The following is a 20,651-nucleotide window of genomic DNA, read 5'->3' as shown; positions in this document are numbered from 1 at the left end:
ACTGACTGCCACCGCAGCAATGTGCGGCAATCGCGTGCGCTCAGCGCAGGCGGGCGGTATCATCCCGCGCATGACACAGATGCAGACTCTCCCAAGCAACACCCCTGGCAACGGCCGCGCAATCGTGATCGGTGCCGGCCCGGCCGGGCTGATGGCGGCCGAAGTGCTGGCCGCCCATGGCCTGGCCGTGGATGTCTATGACGCCATGCCCTCAGCCGGCCGCAAGTTCCTGCTGGCCGGGCGTGGCGGCATGAACATCACGCACTCCGAAGCGCAGCCCGACTTCCTGCCGCGCTACGGCAATCGCCGCGAGCAGGTCGCGCCCTTCGTGCGCCGCTTCGATGCGGATCGCCTGCGCCAGTGGATTCACGAACTGGGCATCGATACCTTCGTCGGCAGTTCCGGCCGGGTCTTTCCGCGCGAGATGAAGGCTGCACCGCTGCTGCGCGCCTGGTTGCATCGCCTGCGCGAATCCGGCGTGCGCCTGCACATGCGCCATCGCTGGCTGGGCTGGCAGGACGATGGCAGCCTGCGTCTGGCCGGCCCCGAGGGCGACATCAGCGTGCGCGCCGACGCCGTGGTCCTGGCCCTGGGCGGAGCGAGCTGGCCGCGCCTGGGCTCGGACGGCAGCTGGGTGCCATTGCTGCGTGAACGGCAGGTCGAGGTCGCTGCGCTGCAGCCCTCCAACTGCGGCTTCGAACTGGACTGGAGCGAACACTTCCGCGAGCGCTTCGCCGGCGAGCCGGTCAAGCCGGTGGTCGCCAGTACCGCGCTGCCCAGCGGCGGCGTACAGAATCGTCGCGGTGAATTCATCGTCACCGCACAAGGCATCGAAGGTAGCCTGGTCTATGCCATGTCGGCCGCCCTGCGCGAGACCATCGCCAGCACCGGATCGGCCCGCCTCTACCTGGACCTGCTGCCGGACTGGTCGCTGGAAAAGGTGGAAGCCGAGCTGGCCCATCCACGGGGCGCCCGCTCGCTGTCCAGCCACCTGCAGAGCCGCCTGCATCTCAAGGGCGTCAAGGCCGGCCTGCTGCGCGAATTGATGAGCAAGGAAGATTTCGCCGACATGGGCAAACTGGCGCGTGCCATCAAGGCACTGCCGCTGCCGGTGTTGCGACCGCGTCCGATCGAGGAAGCCATCAGTAGTGCCGGTGGCGTCAGCTTCGAGGCGCTGGACGACGCACTGATGCTGCGCGCCCTGCCGGGTGTGTTCTGCGCCGGCGAAATGCTGGACTGGGAAGCGCCCACGGGCGGCTACCTGCTCACCGCCTGCTTCGCCACCGGCCATGCCGCCGGCCTTGGCGTAGTCCAATGGCTCAAGGACGAAGGCCGCCATGCCGGCCTGGCCACCCCCTCTACGGAAGGACAGAAGTGATCAACGAAGACCGCATCATCGACATCGAGATGAAGATCGCCCATCAGGAAGACCTGGTGGATGAGCTGAACCAGACCGTCTATCGCCAGCAGAAGAAGATCGAGGAACTGGAAATGCTGCTGCATGCCCTGGCCAAACGCTTCAAGGAAATGTCCGACAGCAGCCAGGATCGTGCGGCGGCCAATTAAAGGCCGCCGCATTACTGAACCATAGGCGACGGCACTGTCGCGGGATGGAGAATTCAGGGACGGACGTGGACAATCCGACATCGCTTGTGTCGGGACGGACGTGTAAAATCTTCCTTTTTGCCCCTGCCTCCGGAAGCCTATGTGGTTTAAGAATCTACAGATCTATCGTCTGCCCGCACCGTGGGCGATCAACGCCGACGAACTCGAATCCCACCTGGCACCGCAGGCCTTCACCGCCTGCTCCAGCCTGGACATGCAAAGCCAGGGCTGGGTCCCGCCGCGCAACAATGAAAAGCTGGTGCATGTGGTGAACCGCCAGCTGTTGCTCAAGCTCGATACCGAAAAGAAACTGCTGCCCTCGACCGTCATCAACCAGGTCACCAAGGCCCGCGCCGCCGAGCTGGAAGAACAGCAGGGCTTCCCGCCCGGCCGCAAGCAGACCAAGGAATTGAAGGAGCAGGTCACCGATGAGCTGCTGCCACGCGCCTTTTCCGTGGTGCGCAGCACCTGGGTGTGGATCGATCCGGTCAATGGCTGGCTGCTGGTCGATGCCGGCTCGCCCTCCAAGGCCGAGGAAGTCCTGAAACTGCTGTTCAAGGCCATTCCGAAGTTCCCGCTGGAAACGCTGCGTACGGTCATGTCGCCAGGCGCGGCGATGACCGACTGGCTGGTCAGCGATGAAGCCCCCAACGGCTTCACCGTGGACCAGGATACCGAACTGCGCTCCACCGCCGAGAGCAAGGCCACCGTGCGCTATGTCCGCCACGCACTGGAAGCGGAAGACATCCGCCGCCACATCGAGGCCGGCAAGCAGTGCACCCGCCTGGCCCTGACCTGGGCGGACAAGGTGTCCTTCGTGCTGACCGAGAACCTGTCGGTCAAGCGCATCGCGCCGCTGGACGTGCTCAAGGAAGACAGCGAAATCGCCGGCAAGAACGACGATGAACGCTTCGACGGCGATTTCATGCTGATGAGCGGCGAACTGGCCAAGCTGCTGGCCGCGCTGGTGGACGCCCTGGGCGGCCAGTTGAAGGAAAATGACGGCACCCTGGCACAAGCGGCCTGAGGACTAAGGCCTGAGCTGCTGCAAGCAAGCCAATGAACAACGGGAGCCTCGGCTCCCGTTTTTTTATGTCCCTTGCCAGCACTGGCATCGCAGTGTCAACTGCCCGCTTCCACCAGCACGCTCTCCAGCGGCAGCATGGCGTGCTTGAGCGTGGCGGCCAGCCGCGCATTGGACACCCCGTCCCGGGCGCCCAGCGCCAGTCCATTGAGGAAGCTGGTGTAGAAATCGCCCAGCGCGGTCACGTCGGCATCGGCGCGAATCTCGCCATCGCGTTGCGCCTGCAGCAGGCGGGCACGGATCTCGTTGCGGCGCTTGTGCCGGCGTTGCGACAGCGCATCACTGTGTTCGCTGTTCTCGGGGGCACAGTTGATGGCGGAAATCACCACCATGCAGCCTTTGCCAACCGGCAATCCCGGTAACTCGGATTTGCCGGAATACATGCGCACGCTGGCGCGCAGCATGGCCTGCAGATCTTCGCGTATGCCCTTTCCAGCCTGCAACAGGCGCAAGGGTTCGGCGCTGACGGTGCGCGAATAGACTTCCACCACCTCGCGGAACAAGGCATCCTTGTCGCCAAAGGCGGCGTACAGGCTTGGGGCCTTCACGCCGATGGCATCGGTCAGGTCGGCCATGGTGGTGCCTTCGTAACCCTTGTTCCAGAAGACTTGCATGGCCTGGCGCAATGCCTGATCGCGATCGAAACTGCGCGGGCGGCCGCGGGTTCTTATCATCGGTGTCCTTTGCGGGGTGTTACCCCAATCGGTAATGGATACGTCAGGCAGTGTAGTTTATTTTAATCGGGGTTACAAAAATAATTGCAAACCCCTTGAATAATCCCGCAGTCGTTTCTATTATCTAATGCTCGTTACATAAATAAGCGTGTACCGAACAGGATTGGTGGTCCATGACCACCTGTTTCCCACCTCATCAGTCAAATAGGCACCCATCGAAAGGACATGCCATGAGCCGCAAGACCCGAATAGAAAACTACCGCAACATCGGTATCAGCGCCCACATCGACGCGGGCAAGACCACGACCACCGAGCGCATTCTTTTTTATACGGGTGTGAATCACAAGATCGGCGAAGTGCATAACGGTGCGGCCACCATGGACTGGATGGAGCAGGAGCAGGAACGCGGCATCACCATCACCTCGGCCGCCACCACCGCCTTCTGGAAGGGCATGGCCGGCAATTACCCCGAGCATCGCATCAACATCATCGATACCCCGGGCCACGTGGACTTCACCATCGAGGTGGAGCGTTCCATGCGCGTGCTGGATGGCGCGGTGATGGTGTACGACTCGGTGGGTGGCGTGCAACCGCAGTCCGAGACCGTCTGGCGCCAGGCCAACAAGTACAAGGTGCCGCGCATCGCCTTCGTCAACAAGATGGACCGCATCGGCGCAGACTTCTTCCGCGTGCAGCGTCAGATCGAAGAACGCCTGAAGGGCAAAGCCGTCCCCATCCAGATTCCGGTGGGCGCGGAAGACCACTTCTCGGGTGTGATCGACCTGGTCAAGATGAAGGCCATCATCTGGGACGAGGCCAGCCAGGGCGTGCTGTTCAAGTACGAAGACATCCCGCTGGAGCTGGAAGAGACCGCACGCGAATGGCGCGACCGCATGGTCGAGCAGGCCGCCGAGGCCAATGAGGAATTGCTGGAGAAATACCTCTCCGGTACGCCCCTGACCGAGGACGACATCAAGCGCGGCCTGCGCCTGCGCACGGTGGCCAACGAGATCGTGCCGATGCTGGCCGGCAGCGCCTTCAAGAACAAGGGCGTGCAGGCCATGCTGGATGCCGTGATCGACTACCTGCCCTCGCCCATCGACGTGCCGGCCATCGCCGGCCATGCCGAGGACGACAGCGAGATCGAGCGCCATCCGTCGGACGAGGAACCGTTCTCGGCCCTGGCCTTCAAGATCATGACCGACCCGTTCGTGGGGCAGCTGACCTTCTTCCGCGTGTATTCCGGCCTCATCAACTCCGGCGACACGGTCTACAACCCGCTGAAGGGCAGGAAGGAACGCCTGGGCCGCATCCTGCAGATGCACGCCAACGAGCGCAAGGAGATCAAGGAAGTGTTCGCCGGCGATATCGCGGCGGCCGTGGGCCTGAAGGACGTGACCACCGGTGACACGCTGTCGGACCCGGAGCACCCGATCATCCTGGAACGCATGATCTTCCCGGAACCGGTGATCTCGCAGGCGGTGGAACCGAAGACCAAGGCCGACCAGGAAAAGATGGGCATTGCCCTGAACCGCCTGGCGCAGGAGGATCCGTCCTTCCGCGTGCATACCGACGAGGAATCGGGCCAGACCATCATGTCGGGCATGGGCGAGCTGCACCTGGAAATCCTGGTGGACCGCATGAAGCGCGAGTTCAACGTCGAAGCCACCGTCGGCAAGCCGCAGGTGGCCTACCGCGAAGCGATCCGCAAGGGCGTGGAAGACGTGGAAGGCAAGTTCGTCAAGCAGTCGGGCGGACGCGGTCAGTACGGCCATGTGGTGATCAAGCTGGAGCCGCAACCGGCCGGCAAGGGCTATGAATTCGTCGATGCCATCAAGGGTGGCGTGGTCCCGCGCGAATTCATCCCGGCGGTGGACAAGGGTATCCAGGAATCGCTCAAGGCGGGTGTGCTGGCGGGTTACCCGGTGGTGGACGTGAAGGCCACGCTGACCTTCGGGTCGTATCACGACGTGGACTCCAACGAAAACGCCTTCCGCATGGCGGGCTCGATGGCCTTCAAGGAAGCGATGAAGCGCGCCGGTCCCATGCTGCTGGAGCCGATGATGCAGGTCGAGGTGGAAACGCCCGAGGAATTCATGGGCAACGTGATGGGCGACCTGTCCTCGCGGCGCGGGATGGTGCAGGGCATGGAAGACATGGTCGGCGGCGGCAAGCTGGTGCGCGCCGAAGTCCCCCTGTCGGAAATGTTCGGCTACTCGACCACGCTGCGTTCACTGTCGCAGGGTCGCGCCACCTACTCGATGGAGTTCAAGCACTATGCCGAGGCGCCACGGCAGGTGGTGGAGCAATTGACCGGTAACAAGGCCCGCGGCTGATTGCCTGGCCTGCGCAGGCAACCGGGGTACTACGCCGGGTAGTCACAAAGCCGGGGCATCTTGCGATGTCCCGGCTTTATTTTTAGAGACGGCCAGTCAACGTGGCTGGTTGACTTTCTCCCTGGCCATCGACAGGGCAATCGCCGCTGCCACGACCAGGCTGGCCGAGATCACATACAGGCCGTTGTTGGTGCTGTGCGTAACGTCCTTGATCCAGCCGACGATGAAGGGGCTGACAAAGCCGGCCAGGTTACCCACCGAGTTGATGACTGCGATCCCTGCGGCGGCAGCGGCACCCCGCAGGAAGGCCGGTGGCAGACACCAGAACTGCGCCAGGCCGGTAATGATGCCCATGGTCGCCAGCGTCAGCGTGGCCACGGCCACCAGCGGCGTCTGCGGCAGCAGGGTACTGGCAATCAGGCCGACCATCCCTAACAGCGCCGGCAGGGCCACGTGCCAACGGCGTTCACCGGTGCGATCGGAATGCGTGCTGGTCCAGATCATTGCAAGGGTGGCCGCAGCATAGGGGATGGCGACCAGCCAGCCGATGGTTTCAGGGCTGCTCACACCGGAAGCCTTGATCAACGTTGGCAACCAGAAGCCGATGCCATACAGGCCCATGATGAAACCGAAGTAGGCCGCCGACAGCACCCACACCATCGGATGGCGGAATCCACCCAGCATCGAATGCTCGCTGACCTTGGCGTCGTCGGCGTCGATATTGGCCTGCAGCAGACGCTTCTCGTCATCGTTGAGCCAGGAAGCCTTGTTGATCCCGTCGTCCAGGTATTTGAGCACCATCACGCCCAGCAGCAGCGAAGGCAAGGCTTCGATCAGGAACAGCCACTTCCATCCCGCCATGCCATGCGCACCATCGAAGGTCGCCAGGATCCAGCCCGACAACGGACCGCCCAGTACCCCGGCCATGGGGATGCCGGTCATGAACAGCGACGTCACCTTGGAGCGTCGGGCCGAGGGATACCAGTAGGTCAGGTAGAGGATGATGCCAGGGAAGAAGCCGGCCTCGGCCACGCCCAGGAGGAAGCGCATGATGTAGAAGACGGTAGGCGTCTGCACGAACATCATGGCGCCGGAGATGATGCCCCAGCTGAACATGATGCGGGCAATCCAGCGACGCGCGCCGAAGCGATGCAGCATCAGGTTGCTGGGCACTTCGAAGATGAAATACCCGAGGAAGAAGATACCGGCGCCCAGACCGTACACGGCCTCGGAAAACTGCAGTTCATTCAGCATCTGCAGCTTGGCGAAACCGACGTTGACGCGGTCGAGGTAGGCGACCACGTAGCAGATGAAGAGGAAGGGAATCAGGCGCCAGGTGACTTTGGCATAGAGCCGCTCTTCGGCGGCCGGCGCAAGCCCGGCCTGGCCGGTGGCGATAGTGGTGGTCATGGGGTCTCCGTTGTGATGGGGTACTGCTGGCCGGCCGCCTCTGCGGGGGCTCAGCCGCTATTGCCGGCTCAGGTGAACATGTCGGGCTGGGTCGCCACCAGGTCGTCGTAGATGGGCTGGAAGTGTAACCAGCCGATATAGTCGCTACCGACGTGTTCGCGGCTGTAGCGGGCCTTGTCTTCGGGCACCAGGCGTGGCGTCTGGCCGCTGGCGGCGATGAGCAACTGCTGTTTGCAGCAGCGTTCCAGGGCGATGAACCAGAAGGCCGCCGATTCGATGCTGTGGCGGCTGGCGGTCAGCAGGCCGTGGTTCTGGTGGATGGCTGCCTTCACGCCGGCAAAGGCATTGGCCACGCGATGCCCGGCCTTGACCTCGACGGCGACCTGGCCGGCCTCGTCGCCGATGACCACGTGGTCTTCGAAGAAGGCGGCGGCATCCTGGCTGATCGGCAACAGCGGCTGGCCCAGCGTGGAGAAGGCGGTACCGTACTCGGTGTGGGCATGGCACATGGCGACGATCTCGGGATGCGCTTCATGCACGGCGGCGTGCAACACGAAGCCAGCGCGGTTGACGGCGTAATCGCCCTCGACCACGCGGCCTTCGTGATCCACCAGGATCAGGTTGGAAATGCGCACCTGGTTGAAATGCACCGCCATCGGATTGGTCCAGTACAGGTGGGGACGTTCCGGGTCGCGCACCGTCAGGTGGCCGGCGAAGCCATAGTCGAAGCCTTGCTGGCCGAAGGCGCGGCAAGCCGCGACCAGACGCTTCTTGAGGTAGAGGCGATGCTCGTCGAAGCTCTTGAACTCGGGAATCTCGGGGAACCTCAGGCCCAATTGCTCGGGCTGGTAGACAGAGGTGCGTTTGACGGTGTCGAGCATGATGCGGTCTCCTGTTATCGGGAATGAAGGGGCGCAGGTAGTCTTCCTGACGGCTGGCTGCCATGGTGGCAGTACGCCCGCGCGTTGACAAAAGACCTCTTTTCACCGATTGTTGAATCCGGCTCAACCATAAGCCCATCCGCCGCACACTCCACCCTGCCAGCCATCCGCCATGCGCAAACTGCCCTCCTTCTTCTCGCTACGTGCCTTCGAGGCTGCTGCCCGGCTGGGCAGTTTCACACTGGCGGCACAGGAGCTGCACTTGACCACCTCGGCCATCAGTCACCAGGTACGCTCGCTCGAGGAGTGGTGCGGCAAGGAGTTGTTCATCCGCCAGACCCGGCGGGTGACGCTGACCCTCCAGGGTCAGCTGTTTCTGGGCAAGCTCTCCCCGGCCTTCGATGCGATCGAAGACGCCTGTGCGGTGTTCCGCCAGGCCGATGAGCGGGCCGTACTGGCGGTGCATTGCGCGCCCAGCTTTGCCAGCAAGTGGTTGAGTCCGCGCCTGGGGCAGTTCATGCAGGCGCATCCGGCGATCACCCTACAGATGTCCACCAGTGCCGAGCCCATCGACCTGCAGCGCGATGCCGCCATCGATATCGACATTGCCTACGGCGCTCCGCCGCACCGCGATGGCGTCCTCGTCGAAGCCCTGGGCATGGAACCGACCGTACCGCTGTGCTCTCCGGCTCTGCTGCAGCGTCATGCCATCCGTGGGCCGCTGGATCTGCTGGAACTCACCCTGATCGAATCCAAGCTCAATCCGGTGCGCTGGAAGGACTGGTTCGACCTGCACGGCGTACGCCTGCCGCCGCGCGCCCATCCCTCCTTCGACCGTGGCTCGCTGGCAGTAGCCGCCGCCGTCGATGGCCTGGGCGTGGCGCTGGAGACGGCGCGCTTCGCCGAGACCGAACTGGCGCGCGGCGACCTGGTGCGGCTGGACGAGAATGTCTTCAAGTCCATCCAAAAAGAGATGCACTTCCTGTGCTATCGCCGGGGAGACGCCGGCATGCGGGCGGTGAAGGCATTCAGGGAATGGATACGTACGGCTGCGGGCTAAACCGGCGAAGACCACGTGCAACGCGGCTAGTCCGCTTGTTTATACAAGCGCATAACAAACAAAAACGCCCCGTTCTTGCGAACGAGGCGTTTTATCTGGCACAGCGGCAGGGGCTCTCCTACACATGCGCAGGCCGCGGAATCGCTTGCAAGCGATTCCCTTCTCGCCCCGCCGGGGGCCGCGCAGGCGGCTCCCTCCACTCCGCATGTTTTCGCTGCGCAAAAACAAAAACGCCCCGTTCTTACGAACGAGGCGTTTTATTTGGCGGAGCGGACGGGGCTCGAACCCGCGACCCCCGGCGTGACAGGCCGGTATTCTAACCAACTGAACTACCACTCCTAAAACCGTTTCAGCTGTCTTTGCTTGCTGAAAGAACGCTATTATAGGAGAGCTTTTTTCAAAAAGCTAGCCCCTCTTCATAAAATTGCGAAATATTTTACGGTCAGGCTCACGCCTTGAATTTGCCTTCGAATGCCAGCTTCGACAGCGGTTCGCGCGGGCTGGGGACTTCGCGGGCTTGCAGGCCTTCCGGCAGGACGGACTTGTCGCCCAGCTTGCCGATGACGACCATGGCTTCCACCGAGAATTCGGCCGGTACGTTCAGTTCGGTACGGGCCTTGTCCTTGTCGAAACCGGCCATGCCGTGGGCATGCCAGCCGGACAGCGAGGCTTGCAGGGCCAGGTAGCCCCAGGCCGAGCCGGTGTCGAAGGAGTGGGTCGGGGCCGGGACGACTTCGGTCGCGCCAGGGGGCAGCATGACGGTACGCGACAGCACGACGATCAGGACCGACGCGTTGGCGCACCAGGATCGGTTGAATTCATTGAGCAGGCCCAGCAGGCTGTCCCATGCAGGGGTGCCGCGACGGGCGTAGACGAAGCGCCAGGGCTGGGCATTGTAGGCGGAGGGCGCCCAGCGGGCGGCTTCCAGGAAGGTCAGTACGGTTTCTTCGGCAATCTCGGCGCCGTTGTAGGCGCGGGGGGACCATCGGTTCAGGAATTGCGGATCGATGGGGTAGTCGGCGTTACGCGGATTGGCGGACATGCTCTTTTCCTGTGAAGTTGTTTTTGAGGGATGAATTCAGGCAGCAGGCATATTAGCAGCGCCGCCTTTTTCGTGCAGGGCAGCAAAGAGGGCGGCGGCTGCACGGCCGCTCCAGCCATAAAAAAACCCGCGCACCTTGCGGCGGCGGGTTAAATCCAATTCTCAGGGGTGATGAATTGGAGGGGGAGGAACTTCAGAATAACGATGCTCGCCTCCAGCCTCCAAGCTTTTTACACGCTGTAACATCCGTTGCAATTCTGCAGTGGACTGTGGGGAATCTGTCAGGAATGGCATCCACGCCATCCGCCGTCCCATCGGTGCCACGCCTACTTGCCGATACAGAAGCGCGAGAAGATCACGCCCAGCAGGTCATCCGGTGTGAACTTGCCGGTGATGCTGGACAGGCGCTCCTGCGCCAGCCGCAACTCTTCGGCGAACAGGTCCAGCGCGTGCTCGCCGGCCTCGTTGTCCAGTGCCGCATGGGCCGCTGCCTGGGCCAGGTGCTCATCGGCCGCCTTCAAGGCCAGCAGGTGGCGCTCACGTGCCAGGTAGCGCGATTCCACCGTCTGCTGCCAGCCGGCGATGCGCAGCAGTTCGCCGCGCAGCAACTCCACGCCCTGCCCTTCGGCCGCCGACAGGTAGACATGGGTGGCGTCGGGCATCTGGTCCACCGCCGGCTTGTGGCCGGAGCGGTCGATCTTGTTCCAGATGCGGATGATCGGCACGCCCTCGGGGAAACGGGCGGTGATATTTTCGTCTTCCAGTGTCGGTCCACGGTCGGCATCCAGCATGTGCAGGATGACATCGGCCTTGGCCACCTCGGCCCAGGTGCGTTCGATGCCGATGCGCTCGACCTCGTCGGGGCCGCTGCCATCGGCGCCAGCCTCGCGGATGCCGGCGGTGTCGATGATGTTCAGCGGCATGCCTTCGATCTGGATGGTCTGGGTCACCTTGTCGCGGGTGGTACCGGCGATGGGGGTGACGATGGCCACGTCCGAACCGGCCAGGACATTGAGCAGCGAGGATTTGCCGACATTGGGCTTGCCCGCCAGCACGGCGTTGAGACCGTCGCGCAGCAGGGCGCCCTGGGCGGCATGGCGGAAGACATCTTCCAGCGTGCTGCGGATGGTGGCCAGTTGACCACGCGCATCACTCTGCTTGAGGAAGTCGATCTCTTCCTCGGGGAAGTCCAGCGTGGCCTCCACCAGCATGCGCAGTCGGGTGACCTGATCGACCAGCTCATGGATCACCTTGGAAAATGCGCCGGAGAGCGACTCCGAGGCCGACTTGGCGGCCGCCTCGGTGGTGGCTTCGATCAGGTCGGCCACGGCCTCGGCCTGGGCCAGGTCGATCTTGTCGTTGAGGAAGGCGCGCTGGGTGAATTCACCCGGCTCGGCCAGGCGCAGGCCGATCTCGGCGCCAGCATGGACGCAGCGTGCCAGCAACATCTGCATCACCACCGGGCCGCCATGGCCCTGCAGTTCGAGCACGTCTTCGCCGGTGTAGGAATGCGGGCCCGGGAAATGGATCGCCAGACCCTGATCGATGGCGCTGCCGTCCTCGTTGAGGAAAGGCAGGTAGGTGGCGTGGCGCGGCGCCAGGCTGTCGCGCCCACATACCGCGCGGATCACCGGTGCCAGGTTCTTGCCGGAAATGCGGACCACGCCGATGCCGCCGCGTCCGGGTGCGGTGGCGATGGCGGCAATGGGAGAAGAATCGAAAGTCATCTGCGTCTACTTGTTGTTGTGTGATCAAAACACGCCGGATCCCCCCTTCGGGCCGGCGGCAGGGTCAATGTTAAACCCGACAGGAGCGTAGGACCGAAAAAAAACCCGTGGATTCCACGGGTTTTTTCTTCGATGACGACAGGGACCGGCTTACTTGGTCTTGCCGCTCTCGATATTGCGGGTGATCACCCATTGCTGCGCGATCGACAGGATGTTGTTGGTCACCCAGTACAGCACCAGGCCGGACGGGAAGAAGAAGAACATGAACGAGAACACCAGCGGCATGAACATCATCACCTTGGCCTGCACCGGATCCGGCGGGGTCGGGTTCAGCTTGGTCTGCAGGAACATCGAGGCAGCCATGATGATGGGCAGCAGGCCGATGGGCATGTTGAAGTAGGGGATGGTGCCGAACAGGCGGTCCGGTGCGGTCAGGTCATGCACCCAGCCCAGCCACGGCGCGCCACGCATTTCCACCGATGCCAGCAGCACCGAGTACAGCGCGATGAACACCGGGATCTGGATCACGATGGGCAGGCAGCCACCCAGCGGGTTGATCTTCTCGGTCTTGTAGAGCGCCATCATCTCGCGGTTCATGGCCTGCGGATCACCCTTGTGGCGTTCGCGGATGGATTGCATCTTGGGCGAGACCGCCTTCATCTTGGCCATGCTGCGATAGCTGGCAGCCGACAGCGGGAAGAACACCAGCTTGATCAGCACCGTCAACAGGATGATGGTCCAACCCCAGTTGCCCACCAGGTTGTGGATGTGGGTCATCAGCCAGAAGATGGGCTCGGCGATCACGGTCAGGTGGCCGTAGTCACGCACCAGGTCCAGGCCCGGGGCGATGGCCTGCAGGGTCTTGGAGACGGTGGGGCCGGAGTACAGCTGGCTGTCCATGGTCACGCTGGCGTTGGGCGCCACGGTACCCAGCGGCAGGATGGAACCGACCGCATACAGGTTGTCGCCGACCTTCTTGCTGAAGACGTCGCGCTGGGCCTTCTCCGGCGGGATGAAGGCCGAGACGAAGTAGTGCTGCACCATCGCGATCCAGCCGTTGTCGGCCTTGTTCACGTGCTGCTGCTTGCCGTTGGCGATCTTCTCGAAGTCCAGCTTTTCGAAGTGTTCGCTGTCGCTGTAGACGGCCGGGCCGGTGAAGGTGCTGTAGAAGTGCGACTCGCCGCCTGGCTTGTTGCCGTCGCGCACCAGCTGCAGGTACAGCGAGGGATTGATGGCCGCGCCGGTGGCGTTGGTCACCGTGTGCTTGACGTCGATCAGGTAGCTGTCGCGCTTGAAGGTGTAGGTCTTGGTCAGCTTCACGCCACCCTGGTCGGCCACCAGCACCAGCTGCACTTCATTGCCGTTGTCCAGCGAACGCGGACCCGGCTGGGCGGTGAAGATGGTCTTGTGGTTGGGGAAGGGACCGCCGATCAGGCCCGACTCGGCCAGATACATATGGCCGGGTTCGGAATCGAAGAGCACCACGTTCTTGGTCGGATCGACCACGTCCGGCTGCTTGAGCAGTTCCAGGCGCTTCAGTTCGCCACCGACGGTGTCGATGCTGGCCTTCACCAGATCGGTCGTGATGGTGATGGTTTCGCCCTTGGTCGCCACGGCATTGCCGTCCGCGCCCGGCACTGCGCCAGGGGTACCGGCAGCGGCCGGAGCCGGCGTACCTGCCTGCGGGACAGGCGAACCGGTCGGGCTGGCGGTGGGTGCGGCCGGATTGGCGGCGGCTTGCTCCTGAGTCGGGGTGGCCGACGGGAAGAACATCGACTGATGTCCGTTATGGCGCATCCAGCTATCCCAGAGCAGCAGCAGGGAGAAGGAGAATACAACCCACAGGACGGTACGTTTGATATCCATATGCGTATTGATGAGTTCAGGAGTGGCTGCAACCGTCAGCGGCCACAGGGGGAGAAACCCGCGCAGCCGGGGGCTGCGACGAAGTATTCGGAAAATCGGGAGAAGACGCGGAAGACTGGCTCATCGCATGCGCCCGCGCTTCGGCCGAACCCGGCACGAAATCCAGTCCGCCGGCATGCCAGGGATGGCATTTGCACAGGCGCTTGCCGGCCAGGAGGCTGCCCTTGAGCGCGCCATGTACGCGCACCGCCTCGGCGGCATAGTCGGAACAGCTGGGATAGAAACGGCAATTCTGCCCCAGGAACGGGCTTACTCCCAGCTTGTAGGCACGTAACAGCAGGAGCAAAGGCGTTTTCATCACTTCCTATTTCCTGGCAAATGCCGGCGCGTTCGGCAAGAAGGCGAACAACTGCAGCAACTCGGCCCGCAGAATGGCCTTGACGCTGGCGCTGCGTGCCGGATCCTTGCGTGAATTGACCGGGCGCGACAGGCGCACGATGCAATCCACGGCGGGCAATTCGGCCTGGCGGAACAGCTCGCGCGTGGCACGCTTGATCGTATTGCGGGTCACGGCACGCGGCGCGAGCCGCTTGGCCGCAACCACGCCAAGGCGGGCCTGCGGCAGGCTGTTACGGCGCGCATACAACACGAAGTGCTCGGTACGATACACGGGGCGCAAACGAAAAACGGATGAAAACTCATCCGTTTTAACGATTCGCCGATCGCGTGGGAAGTCGCCTGCTTGACGTGCTGGAAGCGGTGAGCGGACGTCCGTCACTCGAAACGGCAGCGCAATGCCCTGGCTTAAACAGCAGCCAGACGCTTGCGGCCCTTGGCGCGACGGGCGTTGATCACGGCACGGCCGCCACGGGTTGCCATACGGGCACGGAAACCATGGGTACGCTTGCGACGCACGACGGAAGGTTGGTAAGTACGTTTCATGTTGGACTCGCTAAGTTGGGCTGCCTTGGAGCAAACAGCAAAAATAAATCGGAATTCTGGAACCGCTTTCGGTGTGCCTGTTCCGCATCACCGATGCCCTGCCGCCATATAAGCCGGCAGCCCCTGCATCGCTGACACCATTTGTTGGCCTCTGTCGCTGGCGGCCTGGCTTACCGGAGGTAATCGGGCGACCTGCAACTGAAACAGCACTGCGACGGCACCGCGCGCAATTCTTCAGATGGTGAACCCTGAATTAGACTGCATTTTCTACTTAGCTGTCAATGACTTATGCGCTTTTGAGGCCGCTGATGGCAGCCAACGGCCGAGTTCGCGACAGGAACGTGGCAGATTAGCCTCGCCGACGAGAGGGACAGGAAAGAAATTGCCATGACGACATGATTCCCATCCCCTCCCGCCACTGCAATTCTGTCAACGCATGGAGCCCATGCGTGCGCCTCATGTTCAACTGCGAAAATCATCTAAAGCATTTCACAGCGCCGTACTGGCCCAAGGGATGAGGCAGAACAGCAACACCCCAGGCTTGCGACCGCCCTCGTTACAAAAAAGATGCTGGCTCCACGCCGCTGGTAGAAATAAGTCATACCGGGCTGGCACGATTCCAGCTATAAGGGACTAGGGGTAGTCATCAGTGTGCAAATCGCACCGCAACCAGGAGACGACAAACACAGGCGGGAACGCCTGCCAATCTGACCAGGCGGATATTGTCTGCCGGTTTTCTCCCGACGGCCATCAGGGTTTTTACGATGGCACGCTGCGCGAAAATAGCGCACCGTGAGGTCAACCGCTGCAGCAATCCGCACATTGAAAGAGCATGGACAGAAGCTTGCTTCGCAAATAGCGCGTAAGAATGGCGCGAAGGGATCGTTCTCATCAGATGGATCGTTTTCGCCATGACGTCCGGCAGTTCAGAAAATCTTCGCATCAGATGAACCATGCCGGTCACAATGGATCACTACCTGGAAGCAAAAGACGAAGTAAAAAAGGACTAGAATAAAAAACAGAACTGAAAAGTTCTTCGCATCACGCTGTAGACGCTACGGCTTTCAAAGAACACACCGGCAATGACGCTTTTCCGAGTCACCGACGCGTTCTTCGATAACCGCAGATGGCAAGTCCAGACATATGAATCTGTTTCGTACTTTTTTGAGAGCGACGGAGGTGGTATGGATATCTACAGCAGCTTTGCAAGCCGGTTCGACAAGACCAGAGAAGAAGAATTATCGCTTGAAGAGTATCTGAATCTTTGCAAGAACGACCCGGCAGTCTATGCATCGGCTGCCGAACGGATGCTGATGGCCATCGGCGAGCCGGAGAAGGTCGACACTCGGGAAGATCCGCGCCTCTCGCGCATCTTCGCCAACAAGGTCATCAAGGTCTATCCCGCCTTCAAGGAGTTCTACGGCGCGGAAGAAGTGATCGAGCAAGTGGTTTCCTATTTCCGCCATGCCGCCCAGGGCCTGGAAGAGAAGAAGCAGATTCTCTACCTGCTGGGTCCGGTGGGCGGCGGCAAGTCCTCCATCGCCGAGCGCCTGAAGCAGCTCATGGAGCAGGTGCCCTTCTATTCCATCAAGGGTTCGCCGGTCAATGAATCGCCGCTGGGCTTGTTCGACTATGACGAGGATGGCGCCATCCTGGAGGAACAGTACGGCATCCCGCGCCGCTACCTCAAGCCCATCCTGAGCCCCTGGGCCGTCAAGCGCCTGCACGAGTACAACGGCGACATCCGCCAGTTCCGCGTGGTCAAGCGCTACCCGTCGATCCTGCGCCAGATCGGCATTTCCAAGACCGAACCGGGCGACGAGAACAACCAGGACATCTCGACCCTGGTGGGCAAGGTCGATATCCGCAAGCTGGAACAGTATTCACAGGACGATGCCGACGCCTACAGCTATTCGGGCGGACTGTGCCTGTCCAACCAGGGCCTGCTGGAATTCGTAGAAATGTTCAAGGCGCCCATCAAGGTCCTGCACCCGCTGCTGACGGCAACCCAGGAAGGCAACTTCAAGGGCACCGAAGGCTTTGGCGCGATTCCATTCGATGGCGTCATCCTGGCCCACTCCAACGAATCGGAGTGGAAGGCCTTCCGCAACAACAAGAACAACGAAGCGCTGCTGGACCGTATCTTCATCGTCAAAGTGCCGTATTGCCTGCGCGTGTCCGAAGAAATCAAGATCTATGAAAAACTGATACGCAGCTCTTCGCTGGCCAAGGCCACTTGCGCACCGGGCACGCTGAAGATGATGGCGCAGTTCTCGGTCCTCACCCGCCTGAAGGAGCCGGAAAACTCCAGCCTCTTCTCCAAGATGCAGGTCTATGACGGCGAGAACCTGAAGGACACCGATCCCAAGGCCAAGTCCTATCAGGAGTACCGCGACTATGCCGGTGTCGATGAGGGCATGAACGGTATCTCCACCCGCTTCGCCTTCAAGATTCTGTCGCGGGTATTCAACTTCGATACCACCGAGGTCGCGGCCAATCCGGTGCACCTGATGTATGTGCTGGAACAGCAGATCGAGCGTGAACAGTTCCCGCAGGAAGCCGAGCAGAAATATCTCTCCTTCGTGAAGGACACGCTGGCATCGCGCTATGCCGAATTCATCGGCAAGGAAATCCAGACCGCCTACCTGGAGTCGTACTCGGAATATGGCCAGAACGTCTTCGATCGTTACGTGACCTATGCCGACTTCTGGATCCAGGACCAGGAATACCGCGATCACGACACCGGCGAGAGCTTCGACCGCGCCGCCCTGAATGCGGAACTGGAAAAGATCGAGAAGCCGGCCGGCATCAGCAATCCCAAGGACTTCCGCAACGAGATCGTCAACTTCGTACTGCGCGCCCGGGTCAACAACGGTGGCAAGAACCCGCTGTGGACCAGCTACGAAAAACTGCGTGTGGTGATCGAGAAGAAGATGTTCTCCAACACCGAGGACCTGCTGCCGGTGATCTCCTTCAATGCCAAGGGTTCCACCGAGGAAATGCAGAAACACGAAGACTTCGTCAATCGCATGGTCAGCAAGGGATACACGCCCAAGCAGGTGCGCCTGCTGTGCGAATGGTACCTGCGCGTGCGCAAGTCCTCGTAAGCGCCGCTGTTGCGCATCGTCCGCGGCATGCGTGGCGATGCGCGTGGCGACCCTTCGGCGCCGTGCGCCTGGCGCACCGCCGACCACTAGCAGGAGAACCGAGTGCTGCATCAGATCATCGACCGCAGGCTGGCTGGCAAGAACAAGAGCATCGCCAACCGGGAGCGCTTCCTGCGGCGCTTCAAGGGGCATATCCAACGTTCGGTGGCGGACGCAGTGCGCGACCGCAGCATCACCGATCTCGAAAAGTCGAAGAGCATCAGCATCCCGCGCAAGGATGTCTCGGAGCCCTTCTTCCATCACGGCAAGGGCGGCAAGCGCGAAGCCGTGCATCCGGGCAACCAGGATTACCTGCAGGGTGACCGCATCCCGCGCCAGAACGGTGGCAGCGGCGGCGGAGGCGGCAGCAGTGCCAGTAACGACGGCGAAGGACAGGACGATTTCACCTTCGAACTGACCCGCGAAGAATTCATGCATTACTTCTTCGAGGACCTCGAACTGCCGCGCCTGGTGGAAACCAACCTGCTGCAGGTACCAAGCTGGAAGAACCAGCGCGCCGGCTATTCGGTGGATGGCTCGCCCAACAACATCGACGTGGTGCGCTCGCTGCGCTCCTCGCTGGGCCGCCGCATCGCCCTGGGTGGTCCCTTGCAGCGCCAGCTCGACGTGGCCGAGGAAACGCTGGCCGAGATGAAGCGCAAACCCGAGGAGCACAGCGCCGACATCCAGTTGCTGGAAGAGGAAGTGAAGCATTTGCGCGCCCGCATCCTGCGCATCCCCTTCATCGACCCCTTCGACCTGCGCTATGTGAACCGGGTGCGTCAACCGCAACCCTCCAGTCGTGCGGTGATGTTCTGCGTGATGGACGTGTCGGGCTCGATGGATGAGCAGCGCAAGGATCTGTCGAAGCGCTTCTTCATCCTGCTGTATCTCTTCCTCACGCGCAATTACGAGCACATCGAAGTGGTCTTCATCCGCCACCACACACGGGCTGACGAGGTCGATGAAAACACCTTCTTCCACTCGCAGGAAAGTGGGGGCACCGTCGTCTCCAGCGCCCTGGAACTGATGCACGACATCATCACCAAGCGCTACTCTCCCAGCGAATGGAACATCTACGGTGCGCAGGCCTCCGACGGCGACAACTGGAACGACGATTCCCCGAAATGCCGCGAGCTGCTGGAGTCGGCCATCCTGCCGCTGACGCGCTACTTCGCCTACATCCAGGTGGCCGATCCGGAACAGAACCTGTGGACCGAGTACATGCAACTGATCGAGTCGCACCCGCACTTCGCCATGAAGAAGGTGCAGTCGGCCGCCGAGATCTACCCGGTCTTCCGCGAACTCTTTGAAAAGCAGGTGCACGCATGAACAGCCGCTTCAAGCATGACCCCCTGCCCTGCCCCTCGGACTGGAGCTTCGATCTGATCGAACGCTACAACGATGAAATCGCCCGGGTGGCCAAGGGTTACGAGCTGGACATCTATCCCATCCAGCTGGAAATCATCTCGGCCGAACAGATGATGGATGCCTATGCCTCGCACGGCATGCCGGTCAACTATCGACACTGGTCCTACGGCAAGCACTTCATGCTGACCGAACGCGACTACAAGCGGGGCCAGATGGGCCTGGCCTATGAGATCGTGATCAACTCCGACCCTTGCATCGCCTACCTGATGGAAGAGAACACGATGACCATGCAGGCCCTGGTCATCGCTCACGCGGCCTACGGACACAACTCCTTCTTCAAGGGTAACTACCTGTTCCAGTTGTGGACCGATGCCAGTGCCATCATCGATTACCTGGTGTATGCACGCAATTACATTGCCGAGTGCGAAGAGCGTCATGGCTTCGAGCGGGTCGAGGAGCTGCTGGACTCCTGCCATGCGCTGATGAATTACGGCGTGGATCGCTACAAGCGCCCGCAACGGCTGTCGCTGGCGCAGGAAAAGGCGCGTCAGCGCGAGCGCGAAGCCTACATGCAGTCGCAGGTCAACGAACTCTGGCGCACCCTGCCGGCGAAGAAGGAAACGGCCGCCGCTGCTGTCGAAGGCCGCTTCCCCTCCGAGCCGCAGGAAAACCTGCTCTACTTCGCCGAGAAGAACGCGCCCTTGCTGGAGCCCTGGGAACGTGAAGTGATCCGCATCGTGCGCAAGGTCGGCCAGTATTTCTATCCGCAGCGCCAGACCCAGGTCATGAACGAGGGCTGGGCCACCTTCTGGCATTACACGCTGTTGAATACGCTCTACGACCAGGGTCGCCTGACCGATGGCTTCATGATGGAATTCCTGCATTCGCACAGCAATGTGGTGTTCCAGCCGCCCATCACCAAGCCCTATTACAACGGCATCAACCCCTACGCCCTGGGCTTCTCGATGATGAGCGACATCCGCCGCATCTGCGAACAGCCCAGCGATGAAGACCGCGAATGGTTCCCCGAGATCGCCGGCAGCAACTGGCTCGATACCCTGCAATACGTGATGCGCAACTACAAGGACGAGAGCTTCATCGCCCAGTATCTTTCGCCCAAGCTCATGCGCGACATGCGCATGTTCGCCGTGCTGGACGATGAGACGCGCAGCGAGATCGAGGTCTCGGCCATCCACAACGAGCGCGGCTTCCAGTATGTGCGCCAGGCCCTCTCGCGGCAGTACGACATCAACCACCGCGAGCCCAACATCCAGGTCTGGTCGGTCAACACGCGCGGCAACCGCAGCCTGACGTTGCGCCACTTCCGCAGTGACGGCCGCTCGCTGGGCGACAGCACCAATGAGGTGCTGCGACACATGGCCCGGCTGTGGCAGTTCGACGTCTATCTGGAGAGCGTGGATGACAACGGCTACATTGTGCAACGCTATGAATGCGTGGCCGAGAACAGGTATGCTCTGCGCTCATGACTGATCGCCATCAGGAGTGA

At 61.7% G+C, this 20,651-nt stretch carries 17 protein-coding genes and 1 tRNA gene; 8 read left to right on the top strand and 10 right to left on the bottom strand.

Going from position 1 to position 20,651, the window contains the following annotated elements; genetic code table 11:
• Nucleotides 1-79: 79 nt before the first annotated feature.
• The 3 genes from ACEOAC_RS02890 to ACEOAC_RS02880 all read left to right on the top strand — a co-directional run bounded on the left by ACEOAC_RS02890 (nucleotide 80) and on the right by ACEOAC_RS02880 (nucleotide 2,632).
• On the top strand, nucleotides 80-1,378 hold the full coding sequence (locus ACEOAC_RS02890) for a TIGR03862 family flavoprotein (protein WP_413628676.1): 1,299 nt from the start codon (nucleotides 80-82) through the stop codon (nucleotides 1,376-1,378).
• Nucleotides 1,375-1,566, top strand: coding sequence for a SlyX family protein (locus ACEOAC_RS02885; RefSeq protein WP_413628675.1), 192 nt, complete (start codon nucleotides 1,375-1,377; stop codon nucleotides 1,564-1,566). The genes ACEOAC_RS02890 and ACEOAC_RS02885 overlap by 4 nt, the downstream gene beginning before the upstream one ends.
• A 139-nt stretch (nucleotides 1,567-1,705) precedes the next feature.
• The gene (locus ACEOAC_RS02880; protein ID WP_413444991.1) at nucleotides 1,706-2,632 is read left to right on the top strand and encodes a recombination-associated protein RdgC; all 927 of its coding nucleotides are present in this window, start codon (nucleotides 1,706-1,708) and stop codon (nucleotides 2,630-2,632) included.
• Between the two features lie 95 nt (nucleotides 2,633-2,727).
• On the opposite strand, the gene ACEOAC_RS02875 is transcribed toward ACEOAC_RS02880, so the two are convergent.
• A complete protein-coding gene (locus ACEOAC_RS02875; protein ID WP_006461380.1) occupies nucleotides 2,728-3,363 on the bottom strand; it encodes a TetR/AcrR family transcriptional regulator in 636 nt (211 codons plus the stop codon).
• A 230-nt stretch (nucleotides 3,364-3,593) separates the two neighbouring features.
• Between ACEOAC_RS02875 and fusA the strand changes: the two genes are divergently transcribed.
• Entirely contained in the window at nucleotides 3,594-5,699 is a 2,106-nt protein-coding gene (fusA, locus tag ACEOAC_RS02870) for an elongation factor G (protein ID WP_006461379.1), read from the top strand.
• Nucleotides 5,700-5,795: 96 nt separating this feature from the next.
• On the opposite strand, the gene ACEOAC_RS02865 is transcribed toward fusA, so the two are convergent.
• Together ACEOAC_RS02865 and ACEOAC_RS02860 are read right to left on the bottom strand one after the other, a co-directional pair.
• Nucleotides 5,796-7,109, bottom strand: a complete 1,314-nt coding sequence (locus ACEOAC_RS02865; RefSeq protein ID WP_413444992.1) for an MFS transporter — start codon at nucleotides 7,107-7,109, stop codon at nucleotides 5,796-5,798.
• A gap of 68 nt (nucleotides 7,110-7,177) precedes the next feature.
• On the bottom strand, nucleotides 7,178-7,990 hold the full coding sequence (locus ACEOAC_RS02860) for a class II aldolase/adducin family protein (protein ID WP_413444993.1): 813 nt from the start codon (nucleotides 7,988-7,990) through the stop codon (nucleotides 7,178-7,180).
• A gap of 172 nt (nucleotides 7,991-8,162) precedes the next feature.
• On the opposite strand from ACEOAC_RS02860, the gene ACEOAC_RS02855 reads away from it, so the two are divergent.
• Complete coding sequence (locus tag ACEOAC_RS02855) at nucleotides 8,163-9,050, top strand: LysR substrate-binding domain-containing protein (protein ID WP_077236225.1); 888 nt, start codon at nucleotides 8,163-8,165, stop codon at nucleotides 9,048-9,050.
• Between the two features lie 262 nt (nucleotides 9,051-9,312).
• Here ACEOAC_RS02855 and ACEOAC_RS02850 read toward each other — a convergent pair.
• The 7 genes from ACEOAC_RS02850 to rpmH all read right to left on the bottom strand — a co-directional run bounded on the left by ACEOAC_RS02850 (nucleotide 9,313) and on the right by rpmH (nucleotide 14,627).
• A tRNA-Asp gene (locus ACEOAC_RS02850) sits at nucleotides 9,313-9,389 on the bottom strand.
• Between the two features lie 109 nt (nucleotides 9,390-9,498).
• On the bottom strand, nucleotides 9,499-10,092 hold the full coding sequence (locus tag ACEOAC_RS02845) for a nitroreductase family protein (RefSeq protein ID WP_077236226.1): 594 nt from the start codon (nucleotides 10,090-10,092) through the stop codon (nucleotides 9,499-9,501).
• A gap of 326 nt (nucleotides 10,093-10,418) precedes the next feature.
• Nucleotides 10,419-11,819, bottom strand: coding sequence for a tRNA uridine-5-carboxymethylaminomethyl(34) synthesis GTPase MnmE (mnmE, locus tag ACEOAC_RS02840; protein ID WP_241811241.1), 1,401 nt, complete (start codon nucleotides 11,817-11,819; stop codon nucleotides 10,419-10,421).
• 150 nt (nucleotides 11,820-11,969) lie between these two features.
• Nucleotides 11,970-13,685, bottom strand: a complete 1,716-nt coding sequence (yidC, locus tag ACEOAC_RS02835) for a membrane protein insertase YidC (protein WP_006461363.1) — start codon at nucleotides 13,683-13,685, stop codon at nucleotides 11,970-11,972.
• Between the two features lie 16 nt (nucleotides 13,686-13,701).
• Nucleotides 13,702-14,043 carry a membrane protein insertion efficiency factor YidD gene (gene yidD, locus ACEOAC_RS02830; protein WP_102662790.1) on the bottom strand — a complete coding sequence of 114 codons (342 nt, stop codon included), beginning with the start codon at nucleotides 14,041-14,043 and terminating at the stop codon, nucleotides 13,702-13,704.
• A 6-nt stretch (nucleotides 14,044-14,049) separates the two neighbouring features.
• On the bottom strand, nucleotides 14,050-14,463 hold the full coding sequence (gene rnpA / locus ACEOAC_RS02825; RefSeq protein WP_413443921.1) for a ribonuclease P protein component: 414 nt from the start codon (nucleotides 14,461-14,463) through the stop codon (nucleotides 14,050-14,052).
• A gap of 26 nt (nucleotides 14,464-14,489) precedes the next feature.
• Nucleotides 14,490-14,627, bottom strand: a complete 138-nt coding sequence (gene rpmH / locus ACEOAC_RS02820; protein ID WP_006461360.1) for a 50S ribosomal protein L34 — start codon at nucleotides 14,625-14,627, stop codon at nucleotides 14,490-14,492.
• 1,184 nt (nucleotides 14,628-15,811) lie between these two features.
• Between rpmH and ACEOAC_RS02815 the strand changes: the two genes are divergently transcribed.
• The 3 genes from ACEOAC_RS02815 (at nucleotide 15,812) to ACEOAC_RS02805 (ending at nucleotide 20,631) form a co-directional block, all read left to right on the top strand.
• Nucleotides 15,812-17,734, top strand: a complete 1,923-nt coding sequence (locus ACEOAC_RS02815) for a PrkA family serine protein kinase (protein WP_006461359.1) — start codon at nucleotides 15,812-15,814, stop codon at nucleotides 17,732-17,734.
• Between the two features lie 102 nt (nucleotides 17,735-17,836).
• A complete protein-coding gene (locus ACEOAC_RS02810) occupies nucleotides 17,837-19,105 on the top strand; it encodes a YeaH/YhbH family protein (RefSeq protein WP_006461358.1) in 1,269 nt (422 codons plus the stop codon).
• The gene (locus ACEOAC_RS02805) at nucleotides 19,102-20,631 is read left to right on the top strand and encodes a SpoVR family protein (RefSeq protein ID WP_077236230.1); all 1,530 of its coding nucleotides are present in this window, start codon (nucleotides 19,102-19,104) and stop codon (nucleotides 20,629-20,631) included. The genes ACEOAC_RS02810 and ACEOAC_RS02805 overlap by 4 nt, the downstream gene beginning before the upstream one ends.
• The last annotated feature ends 20 nt before the right edge of the window (nucleotides 20,632-20,651 follow it).

The organism is Herbaspirillum frisingense (genome assembly GCF_047325095.1).
Lineage (GTDB): Bacteria > Pseudomonadota > Gammaproteobacteria > Burkholderiales > Burkholderiaceae_D > Herbaspirillum > Herbaspirillum frisingense.
The sequence above is the reverse complement of the archived record's forward strand: the minus strand, read 5'-3'. Positions and strand labels throughout refer to the sequence as shown.

Coding starts and splice junctions, on each gene's coding strand:
- ACEOAC_RS02880 (WP_413444991.1), top strand. CDS start 1,706: ATGTGGTTTAAGAATCTACAGATCTATCGTCTGCCCGCACCGTGGGCG.
- ACEOAC_RS02845 (WP_077236226.1), bottom strand. CDS start 10,092: ATGTCCGCCAATCCGCGTAACGCCGACTACCCCATCGATCCGCAATTC.
- fusA (WP_006461379.1), top strand. CDS start 3,594: ATGAGCCGCAAGACCCGAATAGAAAACTACCGCAACATCGGTATCAGC.
- yidC (WP_006461363.1), bottom strand. CDS start 13,685: ATGGATATCAAACGTACCGTCCTGTGGGTTGTATTCTCCTTCTCCCTG.
- rpmH (WP_006461360.1), bottom strand. CDS start 14,627: ATGAAACGTACTTACCAACCTTCCGTCGTGCGTCGCAAGCGTACCCAT.
- ACEOAC_RS02855 (WP_077236225.1), top strand. CDS start 8,163: ATGCGCAAACTGCCCTCCTTCTTCTCGCTACGTGCCTTCGAGGCTGCT.
- ACEOAC_RS02860 (WP_413444993.1), bottom strand. CDS start 7,990: ATGCTCGACACCGTCAAACGCACCTCTGTCTACCAGCCCGAGCAATTG.
- mnmE (WP_241811241.1), bottom strand. CDS start 11,819: ATGACTTTCGATTCTTCTCCCATTGCCGCCATCGCCACCGCACCCGGA.
- ACEOAC_RS02890 (WP_413628676.1), top strand. CDS start 80: ATGCAGACTCTCCCAAGCAACACCCCTGGCAACGGCCGCGCAATCGTG.
- ACEOAC_RS02805 (WP_077236230.1), top strand. CDS start 19,102: ATGAACAGCCGCTTCAAGCATGACCCCCTGCCCTGCCCCTCGGACTGG.
- yidD (WP_102662790.1), bottom strand. CDS start 14,043: ATGAAAACGCCTTTGCTCCTGCTGTTACGTGCCTACAAGCTGGGAGTA.
- ACEOAC_RS02815 (WP_006461359.1), top strand. CDS start 15,812: ATGGATATCTACAGCAGCTTTGCAAGCCGGTTCGACAAGACCAGAGAA.
- ACEOAC_RS02875 (WP_006461380.1), bottom strand. CDS start 3,363: ATGATAAGAACCCGCGGCCGCCCGCGCAGTTTCGATCGCGATCAGGCA.
- ACEOAC_RS02865 (WP_413444992.1), bottom strand. CDS start 7,109: ATGACCACCACTATCGCCACCGGCCAGGCCGGGCTTGCGCCGGCCGCC.